At 61.5% G+C, this 14895-nt stretch carries 11 protein-coding genes and 2 tRNA genes; 11 read left to right on the forward strand and 2 right to left on the reverse strand.

What is annotated here, in order from left to right:
- Window positions 1-4 precede the first annotated feature (4 nt).
- The 9 genes from M1D78_RS03495 (at window position 5) to M1D78_RS03535 (ending at window position 10977) form a co-directional block, all read left to right on the forward strand.
- Window positions 5-1423, forward strand: a complete 1419-nt coding sequence (locus tag M1D78_RS03495; protein ID WP_437422555.1) for an N-acetylmuramoyl-L-alanine amidase — start codon at window positions 5-7, stop codon at window positions 1421-1423.
- Window positions 1420-3297 (forward strand): DNA mismatch repair endonuclease MutL, encoded by a 1878-nt coding sequence (gene mutL, locus M1D78_RS03500; protein ID WP_437422556.1) that lies wholly within the window; start codon window positions 1420-1422, stop codon window positions 3295-3297. Before M1D78_RS03495 ends, mutL begins: the two co-directional genes overlap by 4 nt.
- A gap of 50 nt (window positions 3298-3347) precedes the next feature.
- Entirely contained in the window at window positions 3348-4319 is a 972-nt protein-coding gene (miaA, locus tag M1D78_RS03505) for a tRNA (adenosine(37)-N6)-dimethylallyltransferase MiaA (RefSeq protein ID WP_437422557.1), read from the forward strand.
- Between the two features lie 88 nt (window positions 4320-4407).
- Complete coding sequence (hfq, locus tag M1D78_RS03510; protein WP_437422558.1) at window positions 4408-4662, forward strand: RNA chaperone Hfq; 255 nt, start codon at window positions 4408-4410, stop codon at window positions 4660-4662.
- A 12-nt stretch (window positions 4663-4674) separates the two neighbouring features.
- On the forward strand, window positions 4675-5976 hold the full coding sequence (hflX, locus tag M1D78_RS03515; protein ID WP_437422559.1) for a ribosome rescue GTPase HflX: 1302 nt from the start codon (window positions 4675-4677) through the stop codon (window positions 5974-5976).
- Between the two features lie 97 nt (window positions 5977-6073).
- Entirely contained in the window at window positions 6074-7258 is a 1185-nt protein-coding gene (gene hflK, locus M1D78_RS03520) for an FtsH protease activity modulator HflK (protein ID WP_437422560.1), read from the forward strand.
- Window positions 7258-8130, forward strand: a complete 873-nt coding sequence (gene hflC / locus M1D78_RS03525) for a protease modulator HflC (protein ID WP_437422561.1) — start codon at window positions 7258-7260, stop codon at window positions 8128-8130. The genes hflK and hflC overlap by 1 nt, the downstream gene beginning before the upstream one ends.
- A gap of 282 nt (window positions 8131-8412) precedes the next feature.
- Complete coding sequence (locus M1D78_RS03530) at window positions 8413-9600, forward strand: ATP phosphoribosyltransferase regulatory subunit (RefSeq protein WP_437422562.1); 1188 nt, start codon at window positions 8413-8415, stop codon at window positions 9598-9600.
- Window positions 9601-9681: 81 nt separating this feature from the next.
- Window positions 9682-10977: an adenylosuccinate synthase gene (locus M1D78_RS03535; protein WP_437422563.1), complete on the forward strand. Its 1296-nt coding sequence runs from the start codon at window positions 9682-9684 to the stop codon at window positions 10975-10977.
- Window positions 10978-11117: 140 nt separating this feature from the next.
- On the opposite strand, the gene M1D78_RS03540 is transcribed toward M1D78_RS03535, so the two are convergent.
- Together M1D78_RS03540 and M1D78_RS03545 are read right to left on the reverse strand one after the other, a co-directional pair.
- Window positions 11118-11204 (reverse strand) — tRNA-Leu (locus M1D78_RS03540).
- A 101-nt stretch (window positions 11205-11305) separates the two neighbouring features.
- Window positions 11306-11392 (reverse strand) — tRNA-Leu (locus M1D78_RS03545).
- A gap of 201 nt (window positions 11393-11593) precedes the next feature.
- Between M1D78_RS03545 and rnr the strand changes: the two genes are divergently transcribed.
- On the forward strand, window positions 11594-14116 hold the full coding sequence (gene rnr, locus M1D78_RS03550; RefSeq protein ID WP_437422564.1) for a ribonuclease R: 2523 nt from the start codon (window positions 11594-11596) through the stop codon (window positions 14114-14116).
- A complete protein-coding gene (gene rlmB, locus M1D78_RS03555) occupies window positions 14113-14868 on the forward strand; it encodes a 23S rRNA (guanosine(2251)-2'-O)-methyltransferase RlmB (protein ID WP_437422565.1) in 756 nt (251 codons plus the stop codon). Before rnr ends, rlmB begins: the two co-directional genes overlap by 4 nt.
- Window positions 14869-14895: the final 27 nt, after the last annotated feature.

Consider the following 14895-nt stretch of genomic DNA (forward strand, 5'->3'; position numbering starts at 1 on the left):
GGGTATGCGCATACGCGCGCTGGCAAGTGGTTTGGCATTCATGCTCGCGGCCGTGCAGGTCTTCGCCGCGTCCGACGTACAGAGCGTGCGTCTATGGCGGGCGCCGGACAACACCCGCCTGGTCTTTGATCTGTCGGGCCCGGTCGAGCACAAGGTGTTCACGCTGACCGCGCCGGATCGCATCGTGATCGATGTCGATGGCGGCGAGTTACCCAAGCCGTTCGATCAGTTGCCTCTGCAGAACACACCCATTTCGGGCTTGCGCGCAGCCAAGTACGACGCCGACACGCTGCGTGTGGTGATTGACCTGTCGACCCAGGTGTCGCCCAAGAGCTTCACGCTTCCACCGAATCAGCAGTATGGCCACCGCCTCGTCGTGGATCTGTTCGATGATCCCGCCGATGCGGCCAGCAGCACCGCCAGCGTGCCGGCGACGACGACTCCGGGCAAGCCGGCCGCGCCCGTGTCTCCAGCGCTGCCGTCGGTCACGCTGCCGGCAGTGCCAGGCGGCAAGCGCGACATTGTGATCGCCATCGATGCCGGGCATGGCGGAGAGGATCCGGGCGCCATCGGGCCGGGCAAGGTGTATGAGAAAACGGTTGTACTCTCCATCGCCAAGGAGCTGCAGCGGCAGATAAATGCCGACAAGGGCTTCCGTGCCGAGCTCGTCCGCACCGGCGATTACTTCATTCCGCTGCGCAAACGTACCGAGATTGCACGTAAGAAAGGCGCTGACTTGTTCGTCTCCATCCACGCCGATGCCGCACCGCGCTCGGCTGCTTATGGGGCATCGGTGTTCGCCCTGTCGGACCGCGGCGCTACGTCCGAAACGGCGCGTTGGCTAGCCGATAGCGAAAACCGCTCCGACCTCATCGGCGGAGCCGGCAACGTCACCCTCGGCGACAAGGACCAAATGCTCGCCGGCGTGTTACTGGACCTGTCGATGACGGCTTCGCTCTCGTCCAGCCTGAATGTGGGGCAGAAGGTCCTGAGCAATATGGGGCGCATCACGCCGCTGCACAAACGGCGAGTCGAACAGGCGGGCTTCATGGTGCTCAAGTCGCCGGACATTCCGTCGATCCTGGTCGAGACGGGGTTCATCTCTAACCCTTCCGAGGCGCGCAAGCTGCAGACCGCCTCGCATCAACAGTCGCTGGCGCGTTCGATTCACAGCGGTGTGCGGCAATTCTTCCATGAGAACCCACCGCCAGGCACCTATGTCGCCTGGCTGCGTGATTCCGGCAAGATTGCTGCCGGGCCGCGCGAGCACGTCGTGCGATCCGGTGAGAGCCTGGCACTGCTGGCCGAGCGTTATCAGGTCACCTTGCCACAGCTGCGTGACGCCAATAGCCTCAAGAGCGACGTGATCAAGGTCGGGCAGACGCTGAATATTCCCGCAACGACCTTGGCTGCGCAGCCATGATCGGAGCGGCACGCATCCAGCTGCTCAGTCCGCGGCTGGCCAACCAGATCGCGGCGGGCGAGGTGGTCGAACGCCCTGCATCGGTGATCAAGGAGCTGCTCGAGAACAGTCTGGATTCGGGCGCGACGCGCATTGAAGTCGAGGTCGAGCAAGGCGGCGTCAAGCTGTTGCGGGTGCGCGATGATGGCTGCGGCATCCCGGCGGACGATTTGCCGTTGGCGCTTGCCCGCCACGCGACCAGCAAGATCCGTGACCTGGAAGACCTGGAGCGTGTCGTCAGCCTGGGCTTTCGGGGTGAGGCGCTCGCCTCCATCAGCTCGGTATCAAGGCTGACGCTCACCTCGCGCACGGCCGATGCGAGCGAGGCCTGGCAGGTGGAAACCGAAGGCCGGGACATGCAGGCGCGCGTCCAGCCGGCAGCCCATCCGGTGGGCACCTCGGTGGAAGTGCGTGACCTGTTCTTCAACACACCGGCGCGGCGCAAGTTCCTGCGAACCGAGAAGACCGAATTCGATCATCTCCAGGAAGTGATCAAGCGGCTGGCCCTGGCCCGATTCGACGTCGCCTTCCACTTGCGTCACAACGGCAAGCCCGTGCTGGCGCTGCACCAGGCGCCGGATGCGCCCTCGCGTGCCCGACGCGTGGCGTCGGTCTGTGGGCCTGCGTTTCTTGAGCAGGCGATGCCGGTGGAGATCGAGCGCAACGGCCTGCATCTTTGGGGGTGGGTCGGTCTGCCAACCTATTCGCGCAGTCAGGCGGACCTGCAGTATTTCTATGTCAACGGCCGCATGGTGCGCGACAAGCTGGTTGCGCACGCCGTGCGACAGGCTTACCGGGACGTTCTGTTCAACGGCCGGCACCCGACCTTCGTGCTGTTCCTCGATGTCGACCCCGGCGTGGTGGATGTCAATGTCCATCCGACCAAGCACGAGGTCCGGTTCCGCGATAACCGTATGGTTCATGACTTCCTCTACGGCACGCTGCATCGCGCATTGGCTGATGTTCGCCCTGAGGATCAGATGGCGCCTGTGACGGCGGCTCCGACACCCGTGGCCAGCGGGCTGGCGGCGGGTGAGTTCGCTGGCCAGAACGAAATGAGCCTCGCCGCTAGCGTGCTGGAGTCTCCCAAGGCACCCGAGCCAGCCTGGCGTGGACCAGGGGCGGGTTACCAAGCGCCACGTCCGCTTCCAACCGGCACTGTCGCCGAAGCGCAAGGCGCCTACCGCGAATTCTTTTCGCCGCTGCCAGCTTCCGCGGTTCCTTCGGCCTTGCCGGAAGCCCAGGATGATGTGCCACCGCTGGGCTACGCGCTCGCCCAGCTCAAAGGGGTCTACATTCTGTCTGAAAACGCCCATGGCCTGGTCTTGGTCGATATGCATGCGGCGCATGAGCGGATCATGTACGAGCGTCTGAAAACGGCGATGGCCAGTGAGGGTCTGCGTGGCCAGCCGTTGCTGGTGCCTGAGTCCATTGCGGTCAGTCAGCGCGAGGCCGATTGCGCGGAAGAGCACGCGAACTGGTTCCAGCGGCTAGGCTTCGAACTTCAGCGGCTCGGTCCCGAGAGCCTTGCGATCCGCCAGGTGCCGTCCTTGCTGAAGCAGGCCGAGGCCACCCGGCTCGTCCAGGACGTGCTGGCCGACTTGCTCGAGTATGGCACCAGCGACCGTATTCAGGCGCATCTCAACGAGCTGCTCGGCACCATGGCCTGCCACGGTGCAGTTCGGGCGAATCGACGCCTTACCGTGCCAGAGATGAACGGATTGCTGCGAGACATGGAGCAGACCGAGCGCAGCGGCCAGTGCAACCATGGGCGCCCGACCTGGACGCAGATGGGCATGACTGACCTGGACAAGCTCTTCCTGCGCGGCCGCTAGCCTGCGCTCTATTCGCCCGCCATGGGCAGTTGCCTTCTTGCGAGTCGATGATGCCCCCATTACCGCCAGCGATTTTTCTCATGGGTCCGACCGCGGCGGGAAAGACCGACTTGGCCATCGAGCTTGCGCAGGCCTTGCCCTGCGAGCTGATTAGCGTCGACTCGGCGCTTGTTTACCGCGGCATGGATATCGGTACGGCCAAGCCTTCGACCGCGCTACTCGAAGCGTTCCCGCACCGCCTCATCGATATCCGCGACCCGGCTCAAAGCTATTCGGCGGCTGACTTTGTCAGCGATGCGCGTGCATCGATGGCCCAGATCTCTGCCGCGGGTCGGATTCCACTGCTGGTCGGGGGGACCATGCTTTACTTTCGCGCCTTGCTCGATGGTCTGGCGGACATGCCGCCAGCCGATGCGCAGGTGCGTGCGGAGCTGGAAGCGCAGGCGCAGAAAGTCGGCCTGGCTGCGCTGCACCGCGAGCTCGCTGAGGTCGATCCCGAGTCGGCATCAAGGATTCATCCGAACGATCCGCAGCGGCTGGTGCGAGCTCTTGAGGTCTACCGTGTCAGCGGGCTGAGCATGACCGAGCATCGCCTCCGACAGCGCGAGCAAAAAGCCGGGGCAGGCGAGCCAGAGCGCTCCGTCTTGCCTTATACTGTCGCGCAGTTGTCAATCGCGCCGGCGCAACGGCAGGTCTTGCATCATCGAATCGAGCAGCGCTTCGTGCAGATGGTTGAACAGGGCTTTGTCGAAGAGGTCGAATCACTTCGTAGGCGCCGCGATCTGAATCCCGAATTGCCTTCGATGCGTGCCGTCGGGTATCGGCAGGTCTGGAGTTATCTGGACGGCGCTTGCTCGAGGGACGAAATGCTGCAAAAGGGCGTGGCTGCTACGCGCCAGTTGGCCAAGCGCCAGCTGACCTGGTTGCGGGGGTGGGATGGGATTCACCGGTTGGAAACGTCGGCACGCGACAATCTGCCGCGCGCATTGAAATACTTGGATTCGCTCTCCATATTGAGCTGACACTGCAATTTGACCGGCTATCCTCAGATTGGATCGCTGTGTTTGATTCTAAAAACTAATGAAAAAGATCCTCTAAGGAGTGCGGCACATGTCAAAAGGGCATTCGCTACAAGACCCTTACCTGAACACTTTGCGTAAGGAACGCGTCCCAGTTTCCATCTATCTGGTCAACGGTATTAAGTTGCAGGGTCAGATTGAATCGTTCGACCAATTCGTAATTCTCCTGAAGAACACCGTCAGTCAAATGGTTTACAAGCACGCCATTTCTACGGTGGTGCCAGGGCGTCCGGTCCGCCTTCCTGCGACTGGCGAGGCTGATCAGGCCGAATCGGGTAACGAATAAAGGGGTCGATCTTTGTTCTTCGAGCGTCCCGGTGGCGGGGAGCGGGCCATCCTTGTCCACTTGGATGGCCAGGATCCGGCGGCACGTGAAGACCCCCAGGAATTCCAGGAGCTGGCACGTTCGGCTGGGGCTGAGACCGTTGGTTTCGTCAACGTCGCCCGTCACCAGCCCTCCGCCAAATTCCTGATCGGCAGCGGCAAGGTCGAAGAGTTGCATGACTTGGTGCGGGATAGCGAAGTCGAGTTGGTGATTTTCAACCACACGCTAAGCCCCAGCCAGGAGCGCAACCTTGAGCGTGCGCTCGAGTGTCGTGTGCTCGACCGAACGGGTTTGATTCTGGATATTTTCGCCCAGCGCGCCCGCACGCACGAAGGCAAGCTGCAGGTTGAACTGGCCCAGCTCGAGCATATGAGCACCCGGCTGGTTCGCGGCTGGACTCACCTTGAGCGCCAAAAGGGCGGTATCGGACTCAGGGGGCCGGGTGAAACCCAGCTGGAAACCGACCGCCGCCTACTGCGCGTGCGCATTCGCCAGATCAAGCAGCGACTTGAGAAGGTGCGTGGGCAGCGTGAGCAGGCGCGACGGGGTCGCCGGCGTGCCGATGTTCCTCTCGTCTCGCTGGTGGGATACACCAATGCCGGCAAGTCGACGCTCTTCAACGCGTTGACGTCCTCCGAGGTCTACGCAGCTAATCAGTTGTTCGCCACGCTCGATCCAACGCTGCGTCGGCTCGAGCTGAACGACCTTGGGCCTGTCGTCCTGGCTGACACGGTCGGCTTCATTCGACACCTGCCGCATAAACTCGTCGAATCCTTTCGCGCCACGCTCGAAGAATCAAGTAATGCCGACCTGCTGCTGCACGTCATCGATGCCCATGAGCCAGAGCGTGACCAGCAGATCGAGCAGGTATTGGCTGTGCTGACCGAGATCGGCGCTAACGAGCTGCCGTTGCTTGAGGTCTACAACAAGGTCGATCTGCTCGAAGGCATCGAACCGCAGATCCAGCGCAATGCGGACGGCGTACCACAGCGTGTCTGGGTATCCGCGCAGCAGGGCCTTGGGCTCGAGCTGTTGCAGCAGGCAATTGCCGAACTGCTTGGGGACGATCTGTTCGTTGGCACGTTGAGGCTGCCGCAGCGGCTGGGGCGCCTGAGGGCCAAGCTCTTCGAGCTCGGTGCAGTGCAATCGGAATCGCATGATGAAGAAGGCGGAAGCCTTCTGGATGTCAGGCTTCAGCGAGTCGAGCTCAATCGGCTCGTTAGCCAGGCAGGCATCGAGATGCAGCAGTTCATTGAGCAACATACTTTGCAATAAAGGCTAGCGAGGGTTTTAAGCCTATCGTTACGGGCTTTCGGTAGCATTGGCGGACGCGCCGTTGCGCGTCTTTTGCTTTATCTGAATGGAGAGCGCTATGGCTTGGAATGAGCCGGGTGGCAACTCGAACAACCAGGATCCCTGGGGTGGCGGTGGTGGCGGTCGTCGTGGTGGCGGCGATCAGAAAGGGCCGCCGGATCTGGATGAGGCCTTCCGCAAGTTGCAAGACAGCCTGAACGGAATGTTCGGTAACAAGAAGCGTGGTGGCGGATCTTCGTCAGGCGGTGGCAGCGGTCGCCGTGGCGGCTTCGGGCTCCTTTGGGTTGGCCTTGTGTTATTGCTCGCCGTCTGGCTGTTCAATGCGATCTACATCGTCGATGAGCAGGAACAGGCCGTCGTGCTGCGCTTTGGCAAATACCATGAAACGGTCGGTCCGGGTTTGAACATCTATTTCCCGCCTTTCGATCGCAAGTTCCAGGCGAACGTTACCCGTGAGCGTTCATATAGCAAGCAGGGCCAGATGCTCACCGAGGATGAGAACATCATCGAGGTGCCGCTCACCGTTCAGTACAAGATCAGCAATCTTCAGGCCTTCGTACTCAATGTCGAGGACCCGGAGGCGTCGCTGCAGCATGCAACCGACAGTGCGGTGCGTCACGTGGTCGGTTCCACGGCAATGGATCAGGTGCTGACCGAAGGCCGCGAGGCGATGGCAGGTGAGGTCAAGGAGCGCCTTCAGCGCTTCCTCGACAACTATGGCACCGGGATCATCGTGACGCAGGTCAACCTGCAGAGCGCGGCGGCGCCGCGTGAGGTCCAGGAAGCGTTCGACGATGTGATTCGCGCGCGTGAAGACGAGCAGCGCGAGAAGAACCAGGCCGAATCTTATGCCAATGGCGTCATTCCTGAGGCGCGCGGCCAGGCGCAGCGCATGTTGGAAGAGGCCAGTGGTTATCGCGACTCGGTCATCTCGCGGGCCCAGGGTGAGGCGGATCGCTTCAGCAAGCTGGTTGCCGAGTACCGCAAGGCGCCGGAGGTTACACGCGAACGTCTCTATCTGGAGACCATGCAGGAAGTGATGAGTAACACCAGCAAGGTGCTCGTGACAGGTGATAAGGGGCAAAACAATCTGCTCTATCTCCCGCTGGACAAGATGATCAACAGCCGCAGCGACAATGCTGATCGTTCGTCCAGCCCCTCCTCCTCGGGCGCTTCGACCCAGTCGACCCGGATTCCGCCGGAGCTCGACCCGCGTGAAGTGCGTACAAGGGAGGTTCGCTGATGAGCAACAAGTCGTTGACTGCCCTGATCGTCGGCGTCGTGCTGGCAATCGTGGCCTGGAATAGTTTCTATATCGTGTCGCAGACCGAGCGGGCCGTGTTGCTGCGTTTCGGTCGTATCGTCGAGCCCGACGTGAAGCCCGGTATTCACGTGAAGATTCCTTACGTGAACAGCGTGCGCAAGTTCGATGGTCGCCTCATGACGCTGGATACAACCACGTCGCGCTTCCTGACGCTCGAGAAGAAGGCGCTGATGGTCGACTCCTACGCCAAGTGGCGTGTGGACGATGCCGAGCGTTTCTACACGGCGACGTCGGGCATGAAGCAGATCGCCGATGAGCGCCTGGCTCGTCGTCTTGAGGCTGCACTTCGCGACCAGTTCGGTAAGCGCACCTTGCACGAGTCCGTCTCCGGCCAGCGTGACGAGCTGATGGCGTTGGTCACCAACAGCTTGAACCGCGCCGCACAGCAGGAGCTCGGCATCGAGGTGGTGGATGTCCGCGTCAAGGGGATCGACCTGCCGCGCGAGGTCAATCGCAGCGTATTCGAGCGCATGAGCTCGGAACGTGAGCGTGAAGCGCGCGAGCATCGCGCCAAGGGTAAGGAGCTGGCTGAGGGTATTCGCGCCGACGCTGATCGTCAGCGTCGCGTGCTGCTTGCCGAGGCCTTCCGTGAAGCGGAGGAACTGCGAGGCGACGGTGATGCGCAGTCCGCGGCTATCTATGCGGCAGCCTATGGCCTGGATCGGGAGTTCTATTCGTTCTACCGCAGCTTGCAGGCTTATCGCGATAGCTTCGCCAGCAAAGATGATGTGCTGGTACTCGATCCGAACAGCGATTTCTTCCGCTATTTGGAGTCGTCCACGGCGCAATGAAGCGGTGGCGGGTCATCCGGCGGGGCGGTCCGTCCTGCGGGTGACCCGACGGCAAAAGGTTGTTATGATCGCCGAGCCGGGTCACTCCCGGCTTTTTTACGCCTGTGCTTCCGGTCGAAGCCAGGCCGATCCGCACATGGCCCCGCCAAGTTGTGCCTGTACGGCGCGCGGCGCAGAGGCCACGGTTCAAAACGAAATTGCACGCGATAGAAGGCCGGCAGTTGCTGTAGCCCGGTTCTCGTCTGCTTGAATGGGTTTGCCGTATCGAGGAGTGATGGCGAAATGGCAACGTTAGACCGCTGGCTCTTGCCAGATGGCATCGAGGAGGTGCTGCCTGCCGAGGCGGCGCGTATCGAAACCGCACGGCGCCGCGTACTGGACTTGTTTCAGCGTTGGGGTTACGAGCTGGTCATCACTCCGCATATCGAGTTTCTGGAGTCCCTGCTGACCGGTGCCGGTCAGGACCTCGACCTCAAAACCTTCAAAGTGATCGACCCGCTGTCCGGTCGCCAGATGGGATTGCGGGCTGACATCACGCCTCAGGTCGCTCGACTGGATGCGCATACCTTGCGCCGTGAAGGGCCGAGTCGTCTGTGCTACGCCGGCAGTGTGTTGCACGCCAAGCCACAGGCTTTGGCGACCTCACGCAGCCCCATTCAGCTTGGCGCTGAACTCTACGGCGACAGCAGCACCTCGAGTGATCTTGAGGTGATTAGTCTGATGCTCGAGATGCTCGAGCTGGCCGACGTGCCGCATGTACATATGGATCTCGGGCATGTTGGTATCTATCGAGGGCTTGCTCGCGCAGCGGGGCTTTCCGGTAACGCCGAGCAGCAACTGTTCGATGCGATGCAACGTAAGGCGATGGATGAGATCGAAGTGCTTACGGCTGCCGTCGAGCCTGATCTTGCTCGCATGGTGCGGGCTTTGGCGCGCCTGTGTGGCGGGCGAGAGACGCTCGAGGTCGCGCGTTCCGTGCTTGCCGGTGCGCCTGTCGCGGTGCTCGAGTCGCTCGAAGGGCTGATTCGTATCGCTGATCAGGTCGCCGCGCGCTATCCGCAGCTGCCCCTGTATTTCGATCTTGGCGAGCTTCGCGGCTACCACTATCACACCGGCGTCGTGTTCGCTGTGTTTGTGCCCGGCGTAGGGCAATCGATCGCTCAGGGCGGCCGCTATGACGACATCGGTGCCGATTTCGGTCGTGCGCGTCCGGCGACTGGCTTTTCCACCGACCTGAAGACGCTGGTCAGTCTGGGCAATGCCGAGCTGTCTGTCAGTGCTGGCGGTGTCTGGGCACCGAGCGAAGGTGCGGCTGGCTTATGGCAGGCGATCCGCCAGCTTCGCCAGCAGGGCGAGCGCGTGGTGCAGGCGTTGGATGGGCAGGGTGGTGTTTCGGCGGCGGGCGCCGGATGCGACCGTCAGTTGATATTGCACGATGATGCGTGGGTGGTGGCGCCGCTGTACCGCTGAGCGGTGCGGTTGGATGCGCTAGGCTGATTCTGTTTCTTTGCCGGCTTGGGCCGGCATGCTTCGCCGAGAGGACAAGGGTTTATGGGTAAGAATGTCGTGGTCCTGGGCACCCAGTGGGGTGATGAGGGCAAGGGCAAGATCGTCGATCTGCTCACTGATCAGGCGGCGGCCGTTGTCCGCTTCCAGGGTGGCCATAATGCCGGACACACGCTCGTCATCGATGGCGAAAAGACGGTCCTTCACCTCATTCCGTCCGGCATTCTGCGAGCGAACGTGCAGTGCCTGATTGGCAACGGCGTGGTGGTCGCGCCCGACGCGCTAATGCGCGAAATTACCAAGCTGGAAGATAAGGGCGTCCCGGTGCGCGAGCGCCTGCGCATCAGTCCCGCTTGTACGCTGATCCTGCCGTACCACGTTGCGCTGGACCAAGCGCGCGAGGCGTCTCGCTCCGAAGGCAAAATCGGTACGACGGGTCGCGGTATCGGGCCGGCGTATGAGGACAAGGTAGCCCGTCGCGGTCTGCGAATCGGCGACTTGTTCAACCCTGAGCGTTTCGCCGTGAAGCTGCGCGAATTGCTCGAGTATCACAACTTCATCCTGCAGAATTTCTACAAGGTCGAGCCGGTCGATTTTCAAAAGACACTCGATGAGGCGCTAGGCTATGCCGAGATTCTCAAGCCGATGATGACCGACGTATCCGCCTGCCTACACAATCTTCGCAAGCAGGGCGCGCGGATCATGTTCGAAGGTGCCCAGGGCTCGCTGCTCGATATCGATCATGGCACCTATCCGTACGTGACCAGCTCCAGCACCACGGCCGGCGGAACCGCAACTGGCTCGGGCTTCGGTCCGCTTTATCTGGACTATATCCTGGGTATCACCAAGGCCTACACCACCCGTGTGGGTTCTGGTCCTTTCCCAACCGAACTGTTCGACGAAACCGGGGCTCGCCTGGCTGAGCGCGGGCATGAGTTTGGTTCAACCACTGGCCGCGCGCGCCGCTGTGGCTGGTTCGATGCCGTGGTCTTGCGCCGCGCGATCGAGATCAACAGCGTCTCGGGTCTCTGCCTGACCAAGCTGGACGTGCTCGATGGCTTGGAAACCATCCGCATCTGCGTCGCCTACAAGGATCGCAATGGCGAGGTGCTGGTAGACGCGCCGACTGACGCCGATAGTTATCAAGGTCTACAGCCGGTGTACGAAGACATGCCGGGCTGGAGCGAGTCTACCGTCGGCGCCAAGTCGCTCGATGCGCTGCCGGCCAATGCGCGAGCGTACATCAAGCGCCTTGAGAAGCTGGTCGAGGCGCCGATCGATATCATTTCCACTGGGCCTGATCGCAACGAGACCATTGTGCTGCGTCATCCTTACGCCTGATGCAGGCCGCTCTGCCAGGTGCTGTTGCGCTGGGCAGAGCGGCAAATGAGCGTACGAAATGAGAAAGCAAGAAGCTGATAAGGCGTTCAGTTCGCCGAAACGAAAAAACCGAGCCAATGGCTCGGTTTTTTTCTGAAGAGTGGTGCCCAGGAGAAGACTCGAACTTCCACGGTGTTGCCACCGCTAGGACCTGAACCTAGTGCGTCTACCAATTCCGCCACCTGGGCACATTGCGATGATTGCTCATCGACTTAATTTGTCGTTTGCTGGTCGAAGCCGACTTGCTTCGTTTCTGGCTGCATCGGAAACCGTTGCATCAAGAGAGGAGTGGTGCCCAGGAGAAGACTCGAACTTCCACGGTGTTGCCACCGCTAGGACCTGAACCTAGTGCGTCTACCAATTCCGCCACCTGGGCACAAACGATGATACTTCACCGCTTACGTGTTACAACGTCAACCAGACACTGTGGGCGCGAACTATACGGGCGAGGTTATAGGTTGTAAACCCCCGCTTGGGAAAAATAATTCGCCTTAAACCTGCCGCGCGCAGGCGTTTCGCGCTTCAATAGATACAGGGCGTTCTGCCTCAATAAATGAATGAAAGGTGACATCTCTTAATGGCCGATTGGCAATCCCTCGACCCCGAGGCCGCACGTGAAGCGGAAAAATATGAAAACCCCATCCCCAGCCGCGAGCTGATTCTCCAGCATCTGAGCGAACGCGGCTCACCAGCGACCAGGGAGCAATTGGTCGAAGAATTCGGAATGGTGTCCGAAGATGATATCGAGGCACTGCGTCGCCGCCTGCGCGCGATGGAGCGCGATGGTCAACTGATCTACACCCGGCGCGGCACGTATGCCCCGGTGGACAAGCTTGACTTGGTATGCGGTCGCGTGAGCGGCCACCGTGACGGTTTCGGCTTCCTGATCCCAGATGACGGCAGCGACGACCTGTTTCTGAGCCCCGCGCAGATGCGCCTGGTTTTCGATGGAGACCGCTGCCTCGCGCGGGTCGCCGGCCTGGATCGCCGCGGGCGGCGTGAAGGGGCTATCGTCGAAGTCATCAGCCGCGCCCACGAAACCATCGTCGGCCGGTATCAGGAGGAAAGCGGCATTGGGTTCGTCCTGGCTGACAACCCGAAGATCCAGCAGGAAGTGCTTGTGACAGACGGGCGTTCGCTAGGTGCCAAGCCTGGGCAGTTCGTCGAGATTCGCATCACCCACTGGCCTACGCAGCGCTTTCAGCCGCAGGGTGACGTCGTTGAGGTGATCGGCAATTACATGGCGCCAGGCATGGAAATCGACGTCGCGCTGCGCAGCTTCGATATTCCCTATGTATGGCCTGATGCCGTTCAGCGCGAAGCGGCGAAGCTCAAGCCGGAGGTCGAAGAAAAGGACAAGCAGAAGCGTGTCGACCTCCGCCACCTTCCGTTCGTCACGATCGATGGGGAGGATGCCCGCGACTTCGATGATGCGGTGTATTGCGAAAAGCTTAGCGGGTGGAAGCTGTTCTCCGGGGGCTATCGTCTCTATGTGGCGATCGCTGATGTCTCGCATTACGTGAAAGTCGGCTCGGCGCTGGACAAGGAGGCCGAGCTGCGCGGCACCTCGGTGTATTTCCCAGAGCGCGTTGTGCCGATGCTGCCCGAAGCGCTTTCCAACGGGCTCTGCTCGCTGAATCCGCATGTCGATCGCCTAGCCATGGTTTGTGAGATCACACTGAGCAAGTCCGGCAAGATGACCGACTATCAGTTCTACGAGGCGGTCATTCATTCCCATGCCCGGCTGACCTACAACAAGGTCAGCAGCATGCTCGAGCAGCCTTCGTCAACCGAGGGCAAGCGACTGATTGGCGAATATGGGCAAGTGCTACCGCATCTAAAGCAGCTCTACGCACTTTTCAAGGTATTGCTCAAGGCGCGTCATGCGCGTGGCGCGATCGATTTCGAGACCCAGGAGACCCGGATCATCTTCGGTGCGGGGCGCAAGATCGCCGAAATCCGGCCGACCGAGCGTAACGATGCGCACAAGCTCATCGAGGAGTGCATGCTGTGTGCCAACGTCGCCACCGCTCACTTCCTGCAGGACCACGACATCCCTGGCCTGTACCGGGTGCATGAAGGGCCACCGCTTGAGCGTCAGGAGAAGCTGCGTGCCTTCCTTGGCGAGCTGGGTCTGGCCTTGCACAGAGGTAAGGAAGGGCCGACGCCGAAGGATTATCAGGCCTTGCTGGAGCGTATCCAGGATCGGCCGGACTTCAACGTTATCCAGACGGTCATGCTGCGCTCGCTGAGCCAGGCGGTCTACAGCCCGGACAATAACGGTCACTTCGGGCTGAACTACGAGGCCTACGCGCATTTCACCTCGCCGATTCGTCGCTACCCGGACTTGCTAATCCATCGCGCGATCCGCAGCGTGATTCGCTCCCGGCGCGATACGTCGCACGTTCGCCGTGCGGGCGCGACCAGCATGCCGAAGGCGCGTATCTATCCATACGACGAAGCGACGCTCGAGCAGCTCGGCGAGCAGTGCTCCATGACTGAGCGCCGTGCGGACGAGGCGACTCGCGACGTGGTGAACTGGCTCAAGTGCGAGTTCATGAAGGACCGGGTCGGCGAGACGTTCCCGGGCGTGATCACCGCGGTGACGGGATTCGGCCTGTTCGTCGAACTGACTGATATCTATGTCGAGGGGCTGGTGCATGTCACGGCCATGCCGGGCGACTATTACCATTTCGATCCGCTTCATCATCGCCTGTCGGGCGAGCGTAGCGGCCGCAGTTTCCGATTGGGCGACAGCGTCGAGGTGCGTGTCATGCGCGTCGACCTGGATGAGCGCAAGATCGATTTCGAGCTGATCGGCGGCGGTAGCCGGGTCGGCGCTGGCGAGCGCAAGGCGACCGGCGAGCGCGAAGGCAAGGCCGAGCGTTCGCGTAGCCGGAAGACGACGGGGAAAGACAAGGAAAGCGTCAGTGCCGACGTGATGAAGAGCCGCGAGATGAAGAAGGCGCTGCTGTCCGAGGCTAAAGAGAAAAAGACCGGGGCGGGCAAGGCCAAGCGCAGTACTGGCAAAGCAAAGACCGAGGGTTCTCGCACCAAGTCGGACGGTGGCGCGCCGCGTAAGCGTAAGGCGAAGTCATGAGCGACCTGGAAAAGATCTATGGCCTGCACGCTGTAGAGGCCATGCTTCGTCATCACCCCCGGCGCGTAAAGCAGGTGTGGCTAGCCGAGGGGCGGGGCGACCCCCGCATTCAGGCGCTGCTGCAGCTCGCCGGCCAGGAAAAGGTTCGTGTCGGGCAATGCGAACGCCGCGAGATGGATGCCTGGGTTGAGGGCGTCCACCAGGGTGTCATTGCCGAAGTCAGCCCCAGCCAGGTCTGGGGTGATGCGATGCTCGACGAGCTGCTCGACCGCACCGAGCAGGCTCCGCTGCTACTCGTGCTGGACGGGGTGACCGACCCGCATAACCTCGGCGCTTGCCTGCGCACGGCTGATGCGGCCGGTGCGCTGGCCGTCATCATCCCCAAGGACAAGTCCGCAACGCTCAACGCAACGGTACGCAAGGTGGCTTGTGGTGCGGCTGAGGTCATACCGCTCGTCGCGGTAACCAACCTCGCCCGGACCTTGGAAAAGCTGCAGCAGCGCGGCCTGTGGATCGTCGGCACAGCCGGTGAAGCTGAGCAGGAGCTCTATGACCAGGACCTGAGCGGGCCGATCGTGCTGGTCATGGGGGCCGAGGGCAAGGGGATGCGGCGCTTGACCCGAGAGCACTGCGATTTCCTGGTGCGGTTGCCGATGGCCGGCAGCGTCAGCAGTCTCAACGTCTCGGTCGCGACGGGTGTCTGCCTGTTCGAAGCACGGCGTCAGCGCCGGCGCGGCCAGCCCGTCGCCTGAAACAATGGGTGGCGCTCATATGGGCGC

The sequence above is a fragment of the Pseudomonas sp. SA195 genome (genome assembly GCF_054131565.1).

What these genes read in the sequence shown, in the direction of transcription:
- hfq (WP_437422558.1), top strand. Translation starts at nt 4,408, where the DNA reads ATGTCAAAAGGGCATTCGCTACAAGACCCTTACCTGAACACTTTGCGT.
- mutL (WP_437422556.1), top strand. Translation starts at nt 1,420, where the DNA reads ATGATCGGAGCGGCACGCATCCAGCTGCTCAGTCCGCGGCTGGCCAAC.
- M1D78_RS03535 (WP_437422563.1), top strand. Translation starts at nt 9,682, where the DNA reads ATGGGTAAGAATGTCGTGGTCCTGGGCACCCAGTGGGGTGATGAGGGC.
- M1D78_RS03530 (WP_437422562.1), top strand. Translation starts at nt 8,413, where the DNA reads ATGGCAACGTTAGACCGCTGGCTCTTGCCAGATGGCATCGAGGAGGTG.
- rlmB (WP_437422565.1), top strand. Translation starts at nt 14,113, where the DNA reads ATGAGCGACCTGGAAAAGATCTATGGCCTGCACGCTGTAGAGGCCATG.
- hflC (WP_437422561.1), top strand. Translation starts at nt 7,258, where the DNA reads ATGAGCAACAAGTCGTTGACTGCCCTGATCGTCGGCGTCGTGCTGGCA.
- M1D78_RS03495 (WP_437422555.1), top strand. Translation starts at nt 5, where the DNA reads ATGCGCATACGCGCGCTGGCAAGTGGTTTGGCATTCATGCTCGCGGCC.
- rnr (WP_437422564.1), top strand. Translation starts at nt 11,594, where the DNA reads ATGGCCGATTGGCAATCCCTCGACCCCGAGGCCGCACGTGAAGCGGAA.
- hflK (WP_437422560.1), top strand. Translation starts at nt 6,074, where the DNA reads ATGGCTTGGAATGAGCCGGGTGGCAACTCGAACAACCAGGATCCCTGG.
- miaA (WP_437422557.1), top strand. Translation starts at nt 3,348, where the DNA reads ATGCCCCCATTACCGCCAGCGATTTTTCTCATGGGTCCGACCGCGGCG.